Origin of the sequence: Kribbella shirazensis (assembly GCF_011761605.1) — a bacterium.
Lineage (GTDB): Bacteria > Actinomycetota > Actinomycetes > Propionibacteriales > Kribbellaceae > Kribbella > Kribbella shirazensis.
The window spans coordinates 1371906-1387711 of record NZ_JAASRO010000001.1 but is presented as its reverse complement, the minus strand read 5'-3'; the positions used below and the strand labels follow the sequence as shown (position 1 = coordinate 1387711).

At 69.8% G+C, this 15806-nt stretch carries 18 protein-coding genes; 8 read left to right on the top strand and 10 right to left on the bottom strand.

Annotated elements, in window-relative coordinates:
- Positions 1 to 13: 13 nt before the first annotated feature.
- Both BJY22_RS06830 and BJY22_RS06825 read right to left on the bottom strand, forming a co-directional pair.
- Complete coding sequence (locus BJY22_RS06830) at positions 14 to 928, bottom strand: phosphotriesterase family protein (RefSeq protein WP_167204487.1); 915 nt, start codon at positions 926 to 928, stop codon at positions 14 to 16.
- Positions 929 to 1019: 91 nt separating this feature from the next.
- Complete coding sequence (locus BJY22_RS06825) at positions 1020 to 2624, bottom strand: DEAD/DEAH box helicase (protein ID WP_238350304.1); 1605 nt, start codon at positions 2622 to 2624, stop codon at positions 1020 to 1022.
- 205 nt (positions 2625 to 2829) lie between these two features.
- Here BJY22_RS06825 and BJY22_RS06820 point away from each other — a divergent pair, with 205 nt between their 5' ends.
- A complete protein-coding gene (locus tag BJY22_RS06820; protein WP_337758298.1) occupies positions 2830 to 3339 on the top strand; it encodes a DinB family protein in 510 nt (169 codons plus the stop codon).
- A 27-nt stretch (positions 3340 to 3366) separates the two neighbouring features.
- Here BJY22_RS06820 and BJY22_RS06815 read toward each other — a convergent pair whose 3' ends face one another.
- From BJY22_RS06815 to BJY22_RS06805, 3 genes are read right to left on the bottom strand one after another with little or no spacing between them, the layout of a single operon-like run.
- Complete coding sequence (locus BJY22_RS06815; protein WP_167204485.1) at positions 3367 to 4035, bottom strand: TetR family transcriptional regulator; 669 nt, start codon at positions 4033 to 4035, stop codon at positions 3367 to 3369.
- Positions 3995 to 4417, bottom strand: coding sequence for a DCC1-like thiol-disulfide oxidoreductase family protein (locus BJY22_RS06810; RefSeq protein ID WP_202891017.1), 423 nt, complete (start codon positions 4415 to 4417; stop codon positions 3995 to 3997). Before BJY22_RS06810 ends, BJY22_RS06815 begins: the two co-directional genes overlap by 41 nt.
- Positions 4418 to 4419: 2 nt before the next feature.
- Complete coding sequence (locus BJY22_RS06805) at positions 4420 to 4842, bottom strand: hypothetical protein (protein WP_167204483.1); 423 nt, start codon at positions 4840 to 4842, stop codon at positions 4420 to 4422.
- Between the two features lie 122 nt (positions 4843 to 4964).
- Here BJY22_RS06805 and BJY22_RS06800 point away from each other — a divergent pair, with 122 nt between their 5' ends.
- The 3 genes from BJY22_RS06800 to BJY22_RS06790 all read left to right on the top strand — a co-directional run bounded on the left by BJY22_RS06800 (position 4965) and on the right by BJY22_RS06790 (position 7949).
- Positions 4965 to 6002 carry an amidohydrolase family protein gene (locus tag BJY22_RS06800; protein ID WP_167204481.1) on the top strand — a complete coding sequence of 346 codons (1038 nt, stop codon included), beginning with the start codon at positions 4965 to 4967 and terminating at the stop codon, positions 6000 to 6002.
- 2 nt (positions 6003 to 6004) lie between these two features.
- Entirely contained in the window at positions 6005 to 6364 is a 360-nt protein-coding gene (locus tag BJY22_RS06795) for a YybH family protein (protein ID WP_167204479.1), read from the top strand.
- A 142-nt stretch (positions 6365 to 6506) separates the two neighbouring features.
- The gene (locus BJY22_RS06790; RefSeq protein ID WP_167204477.1) at positions 6507 to 7949 is read left to right on the top strand and encodes an ankyrin repeat domain-containing protein; all 1443 of its coding nucleotides are present in this window, start codon (positions 6507 to 6509) and stop codon (positions 7947 to 7949) included.
- Here BJY22_RS06790 and BJY22_RS06785 read toward each other — a convergent pair.
- Positions 7915 to 9018: a calcium:cation antiporter gene (locus tag BJY22_RS06785; protein WP_167204475.1), complete on the bottom strand. Its 1104-nt coding sequence runs from the start codon at positions 9016 to 9018 to the stop codon at positions 7915 to 7917. The genes BJY22_RS06790 and BJY22_RS06785 overlap by 35 nt on opposite strands.
- A gap of 71 nt (positions 9019 to 9089) precedes the next feature.
- On the opposite strand from BJY22_RS06785, the gene BJY22_RS06780 reads away from it, so the two are divergent.
- Complete coding sequence (locus tag BJY22_RS06780) at positions 9090 to 9590, top strand: N-acetyltransferase family protein (RefSeq protein ID WP_475418527.1); 501 nt, start codon at positions 9090 to 9092, stop codon at positions 9588 to 9590.
- A gap of 16 nt (positions 9591 to 9606) precedes the next feature.
- Here BJY22_RS06780 and BJY22_RS06775 read toward each other — a convergent pair whose 3' ends face one another.
- Entirely contained in the window at positions 9607 to 10503 is an 897-nt protein-coding gene (locus tag BJY22_RS06775) for a LysR family transcriptional regulator ArgP (RefSeq protein ID WP_167204471.1), read from the bottom strand.
- A 73-nt stretch (positions 10504 to 10576) separates the two neighbouring features.
- Between BJY22_RS06775 and BJY22_RS06770 the strand changes: the two genes are divergently transcribed.
- Both BJY22_RS06770 and BJY22_RS06765 read left to right on the top strand, forming a co-directional pair.
- Complete coding sequence (locus tag BJY22_RS06770; protein ID WP_167204469.1) at positions 10577 to 11173, top strand: LysE/ArgO family amino acid transporter; 597 nt, start codon at positions 10577 to 10579, stop codon at positions 11171 to 11173.
- Between the two features lie 20 nt (positions 11174 to 11193).
- A complete protein-coding gene (locus BJY22_RS06765; protein WP_167204467.1) occupies positions 11194 to 12000 on the top strand; it encodes an MBL fold metallo-hydrolase in 807 nt (268 codons plus the stop codon).
- On the opposite strand, the gene BJY22_RS06760 is transcribed toward BJY22_RS06765, so the two are convergent.
- A complete protein-coding gene (locus BJY22_RS06760) occupies positions 11997 to 12908 on the bottom strand; it encodes an SDR family oxidoreductase (RefSeq protein ID WP_167204465.1) in 912 nt (303 codons plus the stop codon). The two genes, BJY22_RS06765 and BJY22_RS06760, sit on opposite strands and share 4 nt — an antisense overlap.
- Before the next feature lie 49 nt (positions 12909 to 12957).
- Here BJY22_RS06760 and BJY22_RS06755 point away from each other — a divergent pair, with 49 nt between their 5' ends.
- Entirely contained in the window at positions 12958 to 13650 is a 693-nt protein-coding gene (locus BJY22_RS06755) for a TetR/AcrR family transcriptional regulator C-terminal domain-containing protein (protein ID WP_167204463.1), read from the top strand.
- Here the strand turns inward: BJY22_RS06755 and BJY22_RS06750 are convergent.
- Positions 13572 to 14492, bottom strand: a complete 921-nt coding sequence (locus BJY22_RS06750; RefSeq protein WP_167204461.1) for a DMT family transporter — start codon at positions 14490 to 14492, stop codon at positions 13572 to 13574. The genes BJY22_RS06755 and BJY22_RS06750 overlap by 79 nt on opposite strands.
- Before the next feature lie 36 nt (positions 14493 to 14528).
- Positions 14529 to 15701 (bottom strand): MFS transporter, encoded by a 1173-nt coding sequence (locus BJY22_RS06745; RefSeq protein ID WP_238350303.1) that lies wholly within the window; start codon positions 15699 to 15701, stop codon positions 14529 to 14531.
- Between the last annotated feature and the right edge of the window lie 105 nt (positions 15702 to 15806).

Below are 15806 nucleotides of genomic sequence, written 5' to 3'. Positions count from 1 at the left end.
CGGACGCTACCGCCTACATCCGCCAATCCGTGGCGAAGGCGCGCGCGGGGTTGGCGCGGAACACCGCGTCGGCGATGTCCGCCCCGAAGTACCTGGTCAGGCGTGGCTTGAGATGCGTCAGCAGATACGGCATACCGGGGCCCTCGCCGGTCGCGGCCCGCGCCCGCGCGCTGGTGGTGTCGCCGCCGAGCAGCAGGCGGTCGGCGTACCCGGCGTCGATGAGCGCGGCGAGGCAGTCGATCAACCGCGGATCGGTCGCGCTGTTCGCACGCGACGGCCCGTCGAACGCCAGCCACGCACCGCGTCGCGCCAGGTCGAGATGCGCCCGATGATCCGGGAACCGGTTGAGGTGACCGAGCACGACCGCAGCTGGATGTACGTCGAGCTTGTCGACCAGCAGATCGAGTACGGCGTCAGCGGCGGATCCCAGCTCGTGATGTACGGCGATCGGCGCGTTCGTCACGTGATGGGCCTCGGCGGCGGCGCGCATCACCAGCTCGGCGTGCACGTCGAGGGCATGGAACCCACCGGCGACCTTGATCAGCCCGGCCCGGACCTGGGTGTCGCCGATGCCGGTCGTCAGCTCGCGGACGAAGATCTCGGCGAGTTGGTCCTGCACCTTGTCGACGTACCCCTCCGGGTAGTGCTCGCGCCGATGCAGGCCCGTCGCGGCGACGATCGAGACGCCCGTCCTGGTCGAGATGCCGGGCAGGAGGTCGGCTCGCCGGTTCAGGCCGTGCGGGGTCCATTGGACGATCGCCTGGCCGCCCGCGTCCGCGAAGGCCCGGACCTCGGCGACCGCAGCCGCGGCGTCGTCCAGCGCTTGGTCCGGCGGCAGTGCCACTGAGCGGAAGAACAGGTGGTCGTGGGCATCGGTGACACCCAGCGCTTCCGGCACCAGATCGTTCAGGACCGTTCGAACCCGCATCAGCGCCCTCTCCGCCGTCGTCGAAACATCGTCGGCAGCAAGACTAGGGAACGCCTTCCACGCCGTGGACGTGGAAGGCGTGCCCCGGACCTCAGGCAGCCTGCCGCCCGGGCCTACGGCGGCGGCCGCGACCCCGGCCTTGGCCCTGCGCCTGGCCGGACGACCGGCCCGACGGACCGGCGGATCGCTGACCACCGGATCGCTGACCACCAGAGCGCTGCCCGGTGGATCGCTGCCCGGTCGAGCGCTGCCCGGCGGGGCGCTGGCCGGCCGCGCGCGGCTCGGCGGCCGGTTTCTCCGGCGGTGCGACGTACGTCCGCTCGCCCGGGGCGAGGTCGGACAGCAGCGGGTCGCCGGTGGTGAGCTTGGTGACCTTCGCCGCGATCCCGGCCTTGCGGGTCAGGTCGCGGACGTCGCGCACCTGGTCGTCGGTCATCAGCGTGACGACCGTCCCCTCGGCACCGGCGCGGGCCGTCCGGCCGGACCGGTGCAGGTACGCCTTGTGCTCGACCGGCGGGTCCGCGTGGATCACCAGCGTCACGCCGTCGACGTGGATGCCGCGGGCCGCGATGTCGGTCGCGACCAGGGTCTTCGCCGAACCGTCGGCAAAGGCCTCCAGGTTCCGGGTCCGGGCGCCCTGGGACAGGTTCCCGTGCAGCTCGACGGCTGGGACGCCCTGGGCGATCAGCTTCCGGGTCAGGGCCTTGGCGCCGTACTTCGTCCGCGTGAACACGAGCGATCGTCCCGGCGCCGCGGTCAGGTCGACCAGCACCGGAAGCCGGGTGTCCGGCTCCACGTGCAGGATGTGGTGCGTCATGCGGGCGACCGGCGACTGGGCCGAGTCGACGCTGTGCGTGACCGGTTTGGTCATGAAACGCCGGACCAGGACGTCGACGCCGGCGTCCAGCGTGGCCGAGAACAACAGCCGCTGGGCGGTGGCAGGGGTCGCCTCGAGGATCCGGCGTACGGCGGGAAGGAAGCCGAGGTCGGCCATGTGATCGGCCTCGTCGAGCACGGTGATCTCCACCGCGCCGAGCTTCGCGTGACCGGCGGTGATGTGGTCCTCCAGCCGCCCCGGGCAGGCGACCACGATGTCGGCGCCCTTGCGCAGGTCGCTGATCTGCGGGCCGTGCCCGACACCGCCGAAGATCGTCATCGAGCGCAGGCCGAGGAGGTCGGCGAGCGGGGTGATCGAGGCCTGGATCTGGGTGGCGAGCTCACGGGTCGGCGCGAGGATCAGCGCGCGCGGATGGTTCGGCCGGCGCTTGGTCCCACTCGCCGCGAGCCTCGCCAGGACGGGCAGGACGAACGCGTAGGTCTTGCCCGATCCCGTGCGGCCGCGGCCGAGAACGTCCTTACCGGCCAGGGAATCCGGCAACGTGGCCGCCTGGATCGGGAACGGTTTCGACACGCCGGCCGCAGCCAGGGCGGCCACCAGGCGGTCGGGGACGCCGAGCTCGGCGAACGTGCGGTTGTCGACAGCAACGGGTTCATTGCTGATAGCAACATCCAGCGGCTGCTCGGCAGTCGGCTGCTCGGCAGTCGGCTGGGAGCGTCCGGCGCCGGAACGGCGGCGGCGACGCGGCCGGTTCTGTCCGGCGCGCGGGTCCCTGGCCGGCTTGTCGCCGGTGGGCCTGCGGGACGGGGAGGCGGATTGGTCGTGCGTGGTTGTAGACGTGGGGCGGCGGGCCGCCATAGGGGTACTCCAAAAAGTCGGGGGTCGTCCTGCCCGGCGCGGCTGCGAGGCCGCGGCGCGTGGTGGTCGACTGCTGGCGCAGAGTGTTTGCGCGCACCGGCCCGAGGCAGAACTGGGCGGACCGTCCACTACAGAGTACGGCACCGGAGGCCGAATCCCTGCCGGATATCCACAGGACGCTCGTCACACGGGTTAAGTTCTGCTCGTGACGACTGAGTTCCGCGTGGATCCGCCGACCGTTGCCGACGAGCGCGTGCTGTTGCAGGGGTTCCTCGACTTCCACCGCGGGACCTTGCTCTGGAAGCTGTCCGGGCTGAGCGGCGAAGAGCTCGTACGACGGACCGTCGAGCCGTCGAGCATGTCGCTGATCGGGCTCGTGCGGCACCTGAGCGAGGTCGAGAAGTACTGGATCCATCGCGCACTGGCCGGCCACGACTCGCCACCGAAGTACTGGACCGCCGAGCACCCCGACGGCGACTTCGACCTCGTCACCCCCGAACAGGCCGAGCAGGATCTCGAGGACTACCGGGAGATCGTGAAGCTCTCGGACGCGCTCGCCGCGCAGCATCCGCTCGACGGAACCTTCATCCGTCCGCGCTACGAGGACGGGTACTCGGTCCGCTGGCTCTACCTGCACCTGATCGAGGAGTACGCCCGCCACAACGGCCACGCCGACCTCCTCCGGGAACGCCTCGACGGCGCCACGGGCGAGTAACTAGGGCGTATCTCTCGATCCCACGCCCTAAGCCTTGACCGAGCGGATCAGGCCGACGATGTCGTTCACGACGCCGCGGACGCCGGGGATCCGGGTCAGGCGCAGCAGACGGTCCGCCAACGGGACGGCGCGGTCGATGAGCGTGCGGGTCCGGCGGACGTTCTCGGACCGGTCGTGGACCCAGAACAGCACGATGCCCATCTGGAGCAGCCAGAGGAGCTCGGGCAACTCGGACCTGAGGTCGGCCGGGAGCTTGAGGTCGGAGCCGTCCACGACCCGGCGGAACACCGCGACACTCGCATCCCGCGCCGGCCGCGACTCCTCGCTGAACGGCGACAACGGGCTGCGCGGATCCGCCGCCGTCTTGAAGAACGTGCCGGCGAACTCGTGGTACGGCGCGGACACCTCAAGCCAGGCGTGCAGTACGCCGGTCAGCCGCGGCACGAACGACTTCTCCGCGGCCAGTACCGGCTCGACCGCCTCACGATGCTGGTCCTGGAGCAGGTCGTAGTACGCCTGCATCAGGTGGTCCTTGGAGCCGTAGTAGTAGTACGCGTTCCCCACCGACACGCCCGCCTCGTTGGCGATCGCGCGCATCGTGGTCTTGCCGTACCCCTGCTCCCGGAACAGCCGCAGCGCGGTCGACAAGATCAGCTCACGCGTCTGCTCGCCCTTGGCGGTCGCACCGTCCGTCACATTCGTCAGCGTAATCACCTCCGCTCAGCCGGCGCAGGCCGGCCGCCGCCTGCACCATCGCCTTCGCGACCGGCCGCATCGCCGGGCTCGCCAGTCGTACTGCGGTGTGTCTGTGCTCCCCCGTGGCCCACAGGCACACGATCCAGGCGCGATCGCCGACGTACACCGAACCGTCGTCCGCGACCACCGTCACGTCCCGCAACGTGGCCGCGTGGTCGAGCGCGGGGTAGCGCGCCCGCGCATCCGCCGACCCCGCCGCGACGAACCGCAGACGCACCACCCCGCCGCACCCGTCCGGCGCCGGGGTCTGCGCGGCGAGCCAGTCCTTGAACCGGCGGCACAGTCCGCACCCGGCGTCGTACAGAACCGTCAGTTCGCGCACGTTCAGTACCCGTACTGCGCCGCGGTCTGCGGCGGGGGCACCGTGTCGTTCGGCGGCACCGGCGGGCGGGTCATCGTGTCGAGCCGGCTGCGGGTGCGGATCTTGCTGAAGATCCAGACGTTCATCAGGTGCAGCACGCCGAGCACCAGCATCACGACCCCCAGCTTCACGCTCAGCTGCTCGAACACCCCGCGCGCGTCGACGACCGCACTCCCCGACCGCAGGAACAGCGTCACGAACCCGAGGTTGACCAGGTAGAACCCGACCACCAGCAGCCGGTTCACCGCGTCGGCGAAGTCCTCGTTGCCGTGGAACACGTCGACCAGGAAGATCCGCCCGTTCCGGCTCAGCGTGCGGGCCACCCAGATCGTCAGCGGTACCGCGACGACCAGATAGACCAGGTACGTCGTGACTGTCATGTTCATCCTCGTCCTCACCTCTTGAACACGTTCAAATTCCCGTTGCCCCTGACGGTACGCCGCGTTTTTGAACATGTTCAAGTCGAGGGTGACGTGATCTGGATCTCCCCTGGGCCACAATGACGACCATGACGAGCTGGGTCTTCGAGGGCACCGTCCTCCCTTCCGGTGACACCACCCGTCTCACGTTCGGCGCGGACGCGGACGGCGAGCGGTTGCCCGGGCGGTACGGCGTACCGGGCCTGGTCGACGCGCACTGTCACCTGACGATGGCGCCCGGCACCAACGGGCCGGTCCTGCGCGGCGCGGACTTCGCGGCCGACCGACTCGGCGAGCTCGCCGACGCCGGCGTCAGCGCGGTCCGGGACGTGGGCGGCAACCGGGACGTCACCCTGCACCTCGCGCGGACCGCCGACGACAGCCGCCCGCTCGTCCTCGCGGCCGGCCGGTTCCTGGCGCCGGAGGGCCGCTACTTCCCGGACGCGTACGAGCCGGTCGCCCCGGAGGACCTGCTCGCCGCGGTCGAGAGCGAGATCGCCGACGGCGCGACCTGGCTCAAACTGGTCGGCGACTTCCCCGAGGTCGGCCCGGACGGCCCGATCCGGGGCAGCAAGGTGAGCCCGTCGTACGACGTCACCGTGGTCGAGGCGATGGTCGAGCTGGCCCACGCCCGCAACGTACGGGTCGCGGCGCACGTCAACACCGGCCACGTCACCGAGCTGATCCGGGCCGGCGTCGACTCGGTCGAGCACGGTACGGCGCTCACCGAGCGGGACCTGGAGACGCTCGGTTCCCGTGGTGGCGCGTGGACACCGACGCTCTGCGCCTCGATCGGCCCGCACCCGGGCGAGACCCCCGAGCAGGCGAGCCGGCGGCAGGCGCGGTCGGAGTACCTCGCGTCGGTCCTTCCCCTCGCCGAGCGGTACGGCGTCCGCGTGCTGACCGGATCCGACGTGGTCGGGACCGTCGCCGCAGAGATCGACCTGCTCGTCAAGCACGGACTGTCCGTCGAGCAGGCCATCGCCGCCGGATCCACCGGCGCCCAGGAGTACCTCGGCCTGAGCGGTGCCGGCAACCTCGTCACGTACGACGCCGACCCGCGCGCGCATCCCGGCGTACTCGCCCGGCCGGCTGCTGTCGTCCTCAACCACCGACGGATCGCGTGACCATGAAGGAGAAGGACCTCGACCGCTGGGTCGACAGGTACCGGAAGGCGTGGGAGAGCAACGATCCCGCGGACATCGCCGCGCTCTGGACCGAGGACGCTGCCTGGTACCGGCGGCCCGACGAGGACCCGGTGCTCGGCCGGGACGCGATCGTGGCGGCCTGGCTCGAGGTCGCGGACGGGCCGGGCGAGACGGCCTTCGAGTACCAGGTGCTCGGATTCGGCGACGGGGTCGGGTTCGTCCGCGGGTGGACGACGTACCTGACCAATCCCCCGAGCGAGTTCAGCAACCTGTGGGTGATCCGGCTGGAGAAGGACCGCGCGTACGAGTTCACCGAGTGGTGGATGGAGAAGCCGCAGTGAGTTACCGTGACGGGTAGGCGCTCAGGGTGCCACCGGTCCGCGGGAAGGGCTCAGCCCACCTGAGGAGCTTCACGCGTGTACTGATTGACCTCCTTTCTCGCCCGACGACGCGGACAGCGGGCTCGTAGAGAGGAGGTCGGCGATGCCGACCCGGAATCTTCCGAACGATCCGAACCTGGACTACCTGCGCGGTCAGGCCAAATCCCTGCTCAAAGGCGTCCGCGCCGGCGACCGTGCCGCAGTCGCCCTGGCCGACGAGTTCCACCCCGTGCAGACGCTCGCGGACGCACAGCTCGTGATCGCCCGCAGCTACGGCTTCCCGAGCTGGCCGCGCATCGTGCGCCATCTGGAACTGGTCGACCGCTACAGCCGTTCGCCCCATCGGCAGTCCGTCGGCGGACCGCTCGACACGCCGCAGCAGCGCGCCGACGAGTTCCTCCGCCTCGCGACCCTGCACTACGGGCAGGATGATCCGGCCCGCCAGCAGGCCGCCCGCGAGCTCCTGGACCGCTTCCCTGACGTTGCGCAGAGCAACATCTACACCCAGGTGGTGGCCGGTGACCTGGACGGCGTACGCCGAAACCTCGCGCAGGCAAGCGTGGAAGGCGGACCCTACCGCTGGGAACCGTTGCTCTACCTCGCCTACAGCCGCCTCGACGCCCCGAACCAACTGGAGATCGCCCGCCTGCTCCTCGAGCACGGCGCCGACCCGAACGCCGGCTACCTCTGGCAGGGTCTGCCATCACCGTTCACCGCCCTCACCGGCGTGTTCGGCCGCGGCGAGGGCGATCAACCGCCGCACCGCCACCGTGTCGAACTGGCACGGCTCCTCCTCGACGCCGGCGCCGACCCGAACGACAGCCAGACCATGTACAACTGCGGTCCCGGTTGTCCCCCGCCGTACGACGATGTGCACCTGGAGTTGCTGCTCGAATACGGACTCGGCCGTGGTGACGGCGGACCGTGGCACGAGCGGCTGACGACCGCGCATCCGACCCCACGGCAACTGCTCGAGGACGAGCTGGTCTTCGCGTCCTGGGCCGGTCTGCTGCACCGCGCCGAACTGGTACTTGCCCAGGGCACCGATCCGGAGGGCGTCGGCACCAGGCACCCGGTGTTCGGCGGCGAACGGCCGTACGAACTGGCCGCTGTTCAAGGGCACACGGAGATCGCCGACCTGCTGCGCGCGAAAGGCGCCGCACCGTTGGACGAGGTCCACGAGGTATACGCCGCTGCGATGCGTGGTGAGATGCCTGACGTCGACGCCGCACTCGCCGCTCGCGCGGTCGCTCGCCAGCCACACCTCCCGGTGCGGGCGGCCGAGATCGGACGGGCCGCAGCGATGGAACCGTTGCAGCGGCTCGGCTACGACCTGAGCCGGGTCTCGGGCGGAGCAGCGCCGATCCATCGCGCCGCGCTGAACGGCCATCTGGAGACGGTCCGGACGCTGATCGAGCTCGGCGCGGACCCGGAACTGCGCGACCCCAACTACAACGGGAACGCGTTGAGTTGGGCCGAGCACAGCAAGCAGCAGGCGGTGGCCGACTACCTCAGGGGCTTACCGCAAGGAACAGGAACGCGCTGAACACCGCGAGATGAACGGCGCCCTGCAACAGCGTCGCCCGGCCGGTGGCGAGGGTGAGCATGCTGGTCACGACGGTCAGCGCGAACAGGACCAGTTCCTTGCCGCCGAGCCCGAGGACGAGCGGCCCGCTCAGCCAGATCGAGGCGACCGCGATCGCGGGAATGGTCAGGCCGATGCTCGCGAGCGCTGAGCCGAGCGCCAGGTTGACGCTGGTCTGGAGACGGTTCCGCAGTGCCGCCCGCACTGCGGCAACCGTCTCCGGCAGCAGCACGAGCAGCGCGATCACGACACCGACCACCGCCAGCGGGGCGCCGGCCGACTCGACCGCGGATTCCAGCTTCGGCGACACGGTCTTGGCGAGCCCGACCACCGAGATCAGGCAGACGAACAGCAAGCTGAGGCTGAGCAGCGCGGTCTTCCCGCTCGGCGCGGCGGCGTGATGGTCCTCGTCCTCGTCGACGTGCCCGTCGGGACGCACCGGGAGGAAGTAGTCCCGGTGCCGGATCGTCTGGATGAACACGAAAACGCCGTACAGCGCCAGTGACGTCACACCAGCGAACGCGAGCTGCGCCGAGCTGAACTGTGGCCCCTCCGCACTCGTGGTGAACGTCGGCAGCACCAGACTCAGCGTCACCAGCGCAATCATCACCGTGAGCACGGAGTACGACGCCTGCACGCGGAACTCCTGCACGCGATGCCGCAGCGAACCGACGACGAGCGACAGCCCGAGGATCCCGTTGCAGGTGATCATCACCGCGGCGAACACAGTGTCACGGGCCAGTGACGCGGCCTTGTCGCCGCCGGACGCCATCAGCGTGACGATCAGCGCGACCTCGATGATCGTCACCGCGAGCGCGAGGATCAGCGTGCCGAACGGTTCGCCGACACGATGCGCGACGACCTCGGCATGGTGTACGGCGGCGATCACCGCGGCGCCGAGGCCGAGACAGACCAGGATCAGCAGGACCGCACCGAGATCGCGGTGCCAGGTGGCGAGCAGGACGACGAAGGCGAGCGGCGGCACGGCCAGGGTCCAGCGCGGCAGCCCTCGGATCACGGAGTCTGTCATCCTCAGACAGCCTATCGGGAATCTGCTTGGCATCCCCGGCCTCGGCGGGTGATGCTGCTCCCATCATGACTGTGACTATCAGAGACGCGACCGACGCCGACTGGCCGGCCATCTGGCCGTTCTTCCGTGAGATCGTCACCGCACGGGAGACCTACACGTACGACCCGGAGATGACCGAGGAGCAGGCGCGGGCGCTCTGGATGTCGCCGTCGAACTCGCCGCTCGCCCGCACCACCGTCGCGGTCGATGCCGACGGCACCGTTCTCGGCAGCGCGAACATGTACCCGAACCGCCCCGGCCCGGGTGCCCACGTCGCCAGCGCGAGCTTCATGGTCGACGGCAGGGCCCGCGGGCAGGGCGTCGGCCGGGCGCTGTGCGAGGACATGATCGCGTGGGCCCGCCAGTCAAGGTTCCGCTCGATCCAGTTCAACGCGGTCGTGGAGACCAACGAGCCCGCCGTACACCTGTGGCAGTCGCTCGGGTTCCGGATCGCCGGCACCGTCCCGGAGGCCTTCGACCACCCCAGACTCGGGTACGTCGGCCTGCACGTGATGTACCGCCCGCTGCCGTGAATCGCCGCTGAACGAGCTACTTCCGCGTCGTCGTACGCAGGCCTGCCTCGGCCGCACGCAGGACCGCGGCCGTGAGCGCGTCGAGGATGCCGGACTCGAGCTTCCAGTGCTGCCAGTACAGCGGAACGTCGACGTACTTGCCGGGGGCAACTTCCACCAGGCGGCCGGCGGCGAGCTCGGGGTCCGCGACCTGGTCCTCGATCATCCCCCAGCCGAGCCCGATCCGGACCGCTTCGTGGAACGGAGCGGACGCGGGGATCGCGTGTGACGGCGGATCCAGCCGGCGCCGGGTCACCTTGCGGATCAGCCGGTGCTGCAGGACGTCCTTCTCGTTGAACGTCACGATCGGCGCCTCGGCCAGCGCCTCGGACAACGGTTTGCCGGCCAGCCAGCGTTCGGCGTACTCCGGGGTGGCGAGCGGGAGGTACCGCATCTTCCCGAGCGGGACGACCCGGCAGCCCTGGACCGGACGTGGGTCGGCGGTCACCGCCGCGAGGACCGTACCGTTGCGCAGGTACTCCGCCGAGTGCTCCTCGTCCTCCTGGTGGACCAGGAACCGCGCGTGATGGGTCCGGGAGAGGTCGAGCATCGCGGGCAGGAACCAGTTGTTCAGCGAGTCCGCGTTGACCGCGATCGGGATGCGCTGCGCGTCGACGGTGCCGCGGACGGCGGCGATCGCCTCGAGTTCGAGCAGCGAGACCTGGCGGGCCAGGCGGAGCAGCGCCGCACCCGCCGCGGTCGCCCGGGCCGGCTTGCCGCGCATCACCACGACCTGCCCGAGGCGGCTCTCCAGCGCCTTGATCCGTTGGCTGACCGCGGACGGCGTGACGCGCAACCGGCGCGCGGCGGCGTCGAAGCTGCCCTCGTCGAGGACCGCCACGAACGTCTCGAGCTGCACGGAGTCGAACTGCATGATGAAGCAATCCTAATGGTGCATCACAATCTTTAGCTGGTTTGAAGGCCGAGGAGTACCTACCGTCGAAGACATGCCCCTCCTCGCCGGTTTCGCCACGGCACTGTCCCTGATCGTCGCGATCGGCGCCCAGAACGTGTTCGTCCTGCGCCAAGGTCTGCGCCGCGAGCACGTCCTGCCGGTCGTCCTGACCTGCGCACTCTCCGACGCACTCCTGATCTCCGGCGGCATCCTCGGCCTCGGCGCACTCCTCACCCGCAGCCAACTCGCGCTCGACATCGCCAAGTTCGGCGGAGCGGCATTCCTCTACGCCTATGCGTTCCTCGCCGCGAAACGAGCCTTCAAGCCCGGTTCGATCACACCGGCCGACCACGCCCCCGCCGCCCTCCGCAGCGTCGTACTGGCCTGCCTGGGCTTCACGTACCTCAACCCCCACGTCTACCTGGACACCGTCGTCCTCCTGGGCTCCCTCGCCAACCAACGAGGCACCGACGGCCGCTGGCTCTACGGCGTAGGCGCGGTAACCGCCAGCTTCACCTGGTTCTTCGCCCTGGGCTTCTTCTCCCGCAAACTCTCCCCCCTCTTCGCCCGCCCCCGAGCCTGGCAAGTCCTCGACTCCACCATCGCCCTCCTCATGACCACCCTCGCCACCTGGATGCTGCTGCCCTGAACGCACCGCAGAATGACCTCATGGACGTGACGGTGTTGTGCGATGCGGTGGCGGTGTTTCCGGAGGGAGTCGGGGACGCGCTGCCGGCGTGGGGTCCGGAGCACGCGGCTTGGACGGAGCGGGTGATGCCGGGGAACGTTCGGGAGGGTGGGTGGCTGCTGCATTTCCACAGTTACCTGGTGGTGGATGGATCCGGTGTGGTGTTGGTGGATGCGGGGATCGGGCCGGCTGGTGGGGATGCGGCTGAGTGGTTGGGGGTGAGTGGGCGGTTGCCTGGGCTGTTGGCGCAGGTGGGCGTGGAGCCGGGGGATGTGGATGCGGTCGTGTTGACGCATGTGCATACCGACCACGTGGGGTGGGTGTCGGACGGTGTGCGGCCGGCGTTCGCGCGGGCGGAGTACGTCGTGCAGCGGGCGGAGCTCGAGCATGTGCGTGGCGGGCAGACGTACGCGCGCAGGATCCAGCCGATCGAAGAGGCTGGGCAGTTGCGGGTGGTTGACGGGGAGACTGCGCTGCGGGGTATGCGGTTGCTGCCGACGCCGGGACATACGCCTGGGCATCAGGCTGTAGTGACGGAGCGGGCTGTGCTGGGTGGCGACGTCCTGGTGCATCCGGCGCAGGCGCGTTGGCCGGAGCTGACGTACGTCTACGAGCTGGATCCCGCGGTGGCGGTGACGTCGCGGCGCGAGGTCCTGGGGCTGGCGGCCACGCTCGGCATCCCGATCGCGGCCGCCCACCCACACGTGGCACTGTCGGCCGACGCCACCCCGATCACCTCAGGCGGGACCGGCACCGACCTGTGTCCGCCGTACCAGCTCCCGTCCTAGCGGTAACCAGTTGTGTCGGCGGGTTTGCCGGCGTGCTCGACCTCGACGATGTACCGCCAGGCGTCGGGCCGGCTGCCGTCCAGGTCGGTGAAGCCGTAGAGCCGGGCGAGTTCGCCGCTCGACGTCGACTTGCCGTTCCACCGCCGTACGTCGGGATCCGCCGCGAGCGCCGCCACCGCGCGGCCGACGTACGACGGGCTCTCCGAGATCGCGAAATGCGGGATCCGCTCGGTCGCGTCCCGCCAGTTCTCCTCGCGGACGCCGAAGCCGTCGAGCATCGCCTCGGACCGCAGCCACCCGGGCGTCAGCAGTACGGCGGTCGCGTCGTACTTGTCCAACTCGTGCGCCAAGGCGAACGCGACCCGGCTGACCGCACCCTTCGCCACGTCGTAGAAGAACGACACCCGGTAGTTCTCGGCGTTGAACTCGTTCGTGCCATCAGTCATCTCGACCACCAGGCCGCCCGGTGACTTGATCAGCAACGGCAGCGCGAAGTGACTGGTGATCACATGCGTGTGTACGCCGAGCTGCAGCAGCCGAAGGCCTCCTTCGAGGTCGCTCTCCCAGACCGTCTTGTCCCACTCGGGCTCACTGTGCTGACCCCAGATGTCGTTCACCAGGATGTGCAGCGCGCCCTGCTCGCGGTCGATCCGCTCGACCAGTGCCTTCACCTGCGACGGATCCAGATGATCGACCGGTACGGCGATGCCGCGACCGCCGGCCTTGTCGACGAGCTCGGCCGTTTCCTCGATCGTCTCCGGCCGGTTCATCTCCGACCGCCGGTCCCGCGTCGACCGGCCGGTCACGTACACGGTCGCACCGGCCGCGCCGAGCTCGACCGCGATCCCCCGCCCGGCTGCCCGGGTCGCACCGGCCACCAACGCCACTTTCCCCGCCAACGGCTGCATGCCGCCTCCTCCATATCCATACACTGTACGATTATGTACCATACGGCGTATGGTTAGTGACGGCAAGCGCTCCGGGCGGCCACGTGCGGGGGAGGAGCGGCTGAGCCGGGAGGCGATCCTGATCGCGGCGCTGCGGATCGTCGACGACGAGGGCATCGACGCGCTGACCATGCGGCGGCTCGCGGCGACGCTGAAGGTCAACCCGATGTCGCTGTACCACCACCTGCCGAACAAGGCCGCCGTCCTGGCCGGCCTCGCCGAACTGGTCTTCGCCGGGCTGGAGCTCCCGGACCCCGGCGACACCGTCCCGTGGGACGACCAACTCAAGACCGCCGCCCGCGCCTACCGCGTCGGCCTCCGCCGGCACCCGAATCTCGCGCTCCAGGTGCTGGCGGACACCTCCGCGGTCTCGAACGTCGTGGTGGTCACGATGGAGCCGTTCTACCGCGCACTCGACCGCGCCGGCCTCACACCCCGCAAGATCTTCGAGGCCGCGAACACCCTGATCGACTTCATCCACGGCTTCACCCTCGGCGAGGCGTCCGTCCGCGCCGAGACCTTCGAACTCGCCCCCGACCTGCTCGCCCGCGTGCAAGCCCTCCCATCGGAGAAGGCCCCCACGCTGCGACGGATCGTCGGCGAACTCGGTGCCACAGGCCTCGCCTACGACTTCGACAGCGGCTTCGAAGCGGGCCTGTCCACCCTCACGGCAGGCATCGCAGCCACAGCCCGCGCCCGGTAACGCGAGATCGCGACACCGACCAGGCACAGCGCACCCCCGGCGTACGCGAGCGGCGCCGGCCCTTCACCGAGCAGCACCCAGCCGAGGCAGATCGTGATCGGCGGCACCAGGTACGTCGTCGCGCCCATCCGTCCCGCCGTCGTCCGAGCCAGCGCGTACGCCCACGTCGTGAACGCGATCGCGGTCGGGAACGCGCCGAGAAACACCACCAACCAGAGCGTCGATGGTCGCACCTCGCGGACCAGCGCCGGCCCGAACGGCAGACAGGCGACCGCGCCGATCACGCACGACAACCAGGTCACCTCCAACGCGGGCAGCCGAGCGAGCAGCGGCTTCTGCGCCACGACGCCGATCGCGTACGCAACCGCAGCCACCAGGCAGAGCACAACGCCCCACACCTCCGCCCTGCCCTCCGACGACGACAGCCCGATCAGCACGACCCCGCCGAACGCGACCACACTCCCGGCCACCAACTGCCGCGGGAATCCTTCGCCCAGGAGGATCCCGGCCAGGAGTGCAATCAGCAGCGGCCCGACGTTCACGAGCATCGCCGTGGTCCCGGCGTCGAGGTGACGCTCGGCCGCGTTCAGCGCCAGGTTGTAGACGCCGAACCACAGCAGCCCGCACACCAGCAGGAACTTCCAGTCGGACCGCGCCGGCCAGCGACGCGGTCGGCTGAAGACGAAGATCCCGAGCAGCACGCTGCCGACCACCAGCCGCCCGAGCGACAACGCGCCCGCCGACAGTTCCGCCCCGACATGGCGGATCGCGACGAACGCCGACGCCCACAACACCACCGTCACCGCTGCTGCCGCGGCGGCGGGCACCTGCTGTCTCCTCATGCCGGTAGAACGCATTGCCTGGCTCATGCTGTGAGGCTAGGGCTCTGATACTTCGGCAGCAGACGAACTACGCGGCGCCGGAAGCGCGACCGGTACGACGAACGCGGTCAGCAGGACCGGGATCGTCAAGGCCGCAACGAGGATCGACATCGTGAACCACATCGATCCGAGTGCGAACCCGCCGTACACCGCGATCGCCGACACCTCCGCGAACAGACCGGACACCGACGTGACGGTCGCCCGCGCCGGGCCGGTGATCGCGTCCTGCAGGCGCGACTCGGACACCACGATCACCAACTGCATCACGCCGTACCCGATCGCGATCGGCAGGAAGCCCCAGGCGGATCCGCTCAAAGCCCCGGTCGCGATCAGCACCGCCGTCGCCGCCATGCCCACCGCGAAGGTTGCTGCAGGCAACTTATACGCCGGACCAGCGAGCGCTCCACCGATCGCCTGCGCGGCAACGGTTCCCGCGATCAGCAAGGGGATCACGCCGGTCGCCGCACCGGTCTCCCGGGCGAGCAGTGGGAAGTACTCGTCGAACGCCAGGAACCCACCGAGCAACGCGACCAGGAGGACCGAACGCCTGACCACCCGACTCGTCAGGACCTCCGAGACACCCGACCGCAGCATGTGCAGGTAGTTGCCGAACGCAGCCCGCGCGCCCGGCTCGTCCGACTCACGCGCGGCCTCCACCGGGCGTGCCTCGGGCAGCGACCAGGCCACGACCGCCTGCGCCAGACAGCTGAGCACGCTGACCACACCGGCCAATGTGTAGCCGCCGAGGTCGAAGAGCGGTGCCGCGAGCGCGGTTGCGGCCAGGTTCATGACGAAGGAACCGGATCGCGCGCGACCGAGCAGCGTCGCGTACCGCGCGGTGCGGTCCCGGGCCGCGAGTTCGTCGTACACGAAGGCCTCGAAGGTGCCCGAGATCAGCGCGGACGACGTACCCCACAAGGCGAAGCCCAGCGCGAACCCGGCGTACGACGGCAGCGTGATCCACGCGGCGTACCCGAGGCCGCCGAGCAGGGCACCGAGGATCAGCAGCTTGCGCCGCGAGTACGAGTCCGCCCAGGCGCCGGACGGCACCTCGAGGACGAACCCGGTCGCCGACCAGATGACGAACAGCGTCGAGATCTGGGCAGCCGACAGCCCGTGGTCGGCGAAGAACAGCTGGTACAGCGGATAGAGCGGGATGAAGTCCTGCAACGACGCGAACGCGACGATGCGGACCGACAGTCCTCGGTCCGAAGGTCAAAGATGCGGGCTCGGAAATCTCATGCCTCGACGATACGACAAAATGGCGCGCGGATC